This is a genomic window from Bradyrhizobium sp. MV1.5 (assembly GCF_055807615.1).
In genome coordinates, this window is the sequence record NZ_JBVVPL010000013.1 from 1 (window position 1) to 3582 (window position 3582).

The 3582-nt window shown below is 62.9% G+C and carries 3 protein-coding genes; all 3 read left to right on the forward strand.

Annotation, left to right across the window (positions count from 1 at the left end; translation table 11 throughout):
* Positions 1-62: 62 nt before the first annotated feature.
* From AC0L2J_RS14665 to AC0L2J_RS14675, 3 genes are read left to right on the forward strand one after another with little or no spacing between them, the layout of a single operon-like run.
* Positions 63-956 (forward strand): branched-chain amino acid ABC transporter permease, encoded by an 894-nt coding sequence (locus tag AC0L2J_RS14665; protein WP_473251042.1) that lies wholly within the window; start codon positions 63-65, stop codon positions 954-956.
* A 3-nt stretch (positions 957-959) separates the two neighbouring features.
* Positions 960-2033: a branched-chain amino acid ABC transporter permease gene (locus AC0L2J_RS14670; RefSeq protein ID WP_473251040.1), complete on the forward strand. Its 1074-nt coding sequence runs from the start codon at positions 960-962 to the stop codon at positions 2031-2033.
* Positions 2034-2079: 46 nt separating this feature from the next.
* The gene (locus AC0L2J_RS14675) at positions 2080-3363 is read left to right on the forward strand and encodes an ABC transporter substrate-binding protein (RefSeq protein WP_007612529.1); all 1284 of its coding nucleotides are present in this window, start codon (positions 2080-2082) and stop codon (positions 3361-3363) included.
* Positions 3364-3582: the final 219 nt, after the last annotated feature.

The window sequence follows — 3582 nt, forward strand, 5'->3', positions numbered from 1 at the left end:
CCCTCTCCCGCAAGGGGAGAGGGCGCACCGTCATCGCTTCTGCATTTTACGCGGACATCCGCATGAACACCGCCTTCCTTATCCAGCTCCTGGTCAACGGCCTCGTGGTCGGCACGCTCTATGGCGTGGTCGCGATGTCGTTCGTGCTGATCTACAAGGCCACGCAGGTCGTCAATTTCGCGCAGGGCGAGCTCTTGCTGGTCGGCGCCTGGGTGTGCTGGACCTTGCTCGCGAAATACCAGGTGCCGTTCTGGATCGGCATGCCGATGACGCTGGTGTTCATGTTCGTGTTCGGCATCGCGGTGCAGGTCCTGATCCTGCGGCCGATGATCGGCGAACCCATCATCTCGGTCATCATGGTGACGATCGGCCTGTCCACCGTGCTGCAGGCGACGCTGAAATGGATGTTCGGCGTCAATCCGCAGCCATTCCCGCGCGTGTTCGAGAGCCAGTCGGTCAGCCTGCTCGGGCTGCAGATCCAGACCGTCTATGTCATGAGCCTCGTCGTCTCGATCGCGATGATGATCGGGATGGCCTGGTTCTTCCGCGCCTCAAAGTACGGCCTTGCGATGCGCGCCACCGCGTTCAACCAGCAGGTCGCGCAATCGCTCGGCATTTCCGTGAAAAGCGTGTTCGCGATGGCTTGGGCGATCTCCGCAACGGTCTCGGCGGTGGCGGGCGTCGTCGTTGCGGTCGTGAACGGCGTATCCTCGGGCCTTGCCGCTTACGGCATAAAAGTGTTTCCGGCGGCGATCCTCGGCGGGCTCGATTCCGTCGGCGGTGCCGTGCTCGGCGGCATCATCATCGGATTACTCGAGAACATCGCGCAATATGTCGACAGCGAATACCTTCACTGGGGCAATCTCTACGAGATCGCGCCGTTCTACGTCCTCATCATCGTGCTGATGATCAAGCCGTACGGCCTGTTCGGCACCCACGACATCGAACGGATCTGATCCATGGCCGGCCCCGCCCTCATCCCTGCTGGTGATTTCCGCACCTCTTACGCGGCCGACACCACGATCTTCCCGACCACGACCAGCCGCAATTTTGCGATCGCCGGCGTGCTGCTGCTCTGCCTCGTGCCGCAATTCCTTGGTGGGTATTGGCTCAGCATCCTGATCCAGATCGGCATCTTTTCGATCGCCGCGCTTGGCCTCAACATCCTGGTCGGCTTCACAGGCCAAATTTCGATCGGCCACGCCGCCTTCTTCCTGCTCGGCGCCTTCACCTCGGCCTACATCTCTAACAGCGCATCGATCCCGGTGTTCTTCGCGATCCCTCTCGCGGGAATCGTCACTGCGCTGGTCGGGCTGATCTTCGGCATCCCGGCGGCGCGACTGAAGGGGCTTTACCTCGTCATCGCGACGCTCGCCGCACAATACATCCTGCTCGACTTCTTCTCCCGCGCGGAGTGGTTCACCGGCGGCTCGGTGCCGGCCAGCGCCAATCCGTTCTCGATCTTCGGCTACACGCTGCGCGGCGACAGGCAATATTTCTACGTCGTGCTCGCCTACGTGGTTGCAAGCTACGTCCTCGTCACCAATCTGATGCGCACCCGCGACGGCCGCGCGCTGGTGGCGATCCGCGACCATTATCTCTCCGCGGAGATCATGGGCATCAACCTCACAAAGTATCGCACGCTGTCATTTGGCCTCGCCGCGTTCTTCGCCGGCATCGCCGGCGCGCTCTATGCGCACTACCAGCTCGTGGTATCGCAAGAGGGTTTCGGCATTGAACGTTCGATCCTGTTCCTCGCCATGATCATCATCGGCGGCACCGGTTCGATCATGGGCACGCTGATGGGCACTGCGTTCGTGGTGCTGCTGCCCGAGACGATGGAGTTCCTCAGCGTGGCGCTGAAGGGCGGTGCGATCGACAAGGCGCTGTCGCTCAACAACAACATCACCTTCCTGCGCGAGATCGCGATCGGGGTGATCATCATCGCGTTCCTGATGTTCGAGCCCGACGGGCTCGCCCATCGCTGGCGACAGATCAAGGCGTATTGGAAACTCTACCCGTTCTCGCATTGAGCGCGGGCAACTCTCTAACCAACAAATAAGCAGGAGGAGGCAACCAATGAAGACAAAATCACTTTTGAGCACCGCTTCGCTCGCCCTGGCGATCGCCGCATTCTCGTCAGGCGCGCAGGCGCAGATCGCGATCGGTCATCTCGCCGATTATTCCGGCGGCACGTCGGACGTCGGCACGCCCTACGGCCAGGCCGTCGCCGACACCTTCGCCTGGGTCAACAAGAACGGCGGCGTCAGCGGCAAGCAGATCAACGTCGACACCAACGACTATGGCTATCAGGTGCCGCGCGCGATCGCACTCTACAAGAAGTGGTCGGCGCCGGACTCCAAGGTCGCGGCGATCATGGGCTGGGGCACTGCAGACACCGAAGCGCTGACCGGCTTCCTCGCACAGGATAAAATCCCCGACCTCTCCGGCTCCTACGCCGCCGCCCTCACCGATCCCGAAGGCGTCAGCGGCAAGGCCAAGCCCGCGCCCTACAATTTCTTCTATGGTCCGAGCTATTCGGACTCGCTGCGCGCGATGCTGATGTGGGCAGCCGAAGACTGGAAGGCCAAGGGCAAGTCCGGCAAGCCGAAATTCGTCCACATGGGCGCCAACCACCCTTATCCGAACGCGCCGAAGGCCGCCGGCGAAGCCATGGCGCAGGAGCTCGGTTTCGAGGTGCTGCCGCCGCTGGTGTTCGCGCTCGCGCCGGGTGACTACAGCGCGCAGTGCCTGAGCCTGAAATCCTCGGGCGCCAACTACGCCTATCTCGGCAACACCGCCGCGTCCAACATTTCGGTGATGAAGGCCTGCAAGACCGCCGGCGTCGACATCCAGTTCATGGGCAACGTCTGGGGCATGGACGAGAACGCCGCCAAGACCGCAGGCGATGCCGCCGACGGCGTGATCTTCCCGCTGCGCACCGCGGTGAGCTGGGGCGGCGATGCGCCCGGCATGAAGACGGTGATGGAGATCTCGAAGATGTCCGATCCCACCGGCAAGGTTTATCGCCCGGTGCACTACATCGCGGCGGTGTGCTCGGCGCTCTACATGAAGGAGGCGATCGATTGGGCCGCCAAGAACGGCGGCGCCACCGGCGAGAACGTTGCCAAGGGCTTCTACCAGAAGAAGGACTGGGTGCCATCAGGCATGGAGGGCGTCTGCAATCCCTCGACCTGGACCGACAAGGACCACCGCGGCACGCTGAAGGTCGATCTCTACCGCACCAAGATTGCGGGCGCGACCGACGGCGACCTCAACGACCTCATGGCCAAGGGCGCGATCAAGCTCGAGAAGGTCAAGACCGTCGAGCTGCCGCGCAAGCCGGAATTGCTGGGCTGGTGAGCTTGGCGCTCACCTTACGCACAAATGTCATCCCCCGCGAAGGCGGGGGATCCAGTACGCCGGAGCCTCTCCGTGAGTCCTCAGGCGTCTCTGGAATACTGGGTCGGGCGGGGGGGGCGGGCGGCCGCCCGCCACATATAGGGATAGACACAATAAAAACAAGACAACAGCGACCACACCCCCCCCCCCGTCCCCCCCCCCCCCCCACAGTACGGCGCG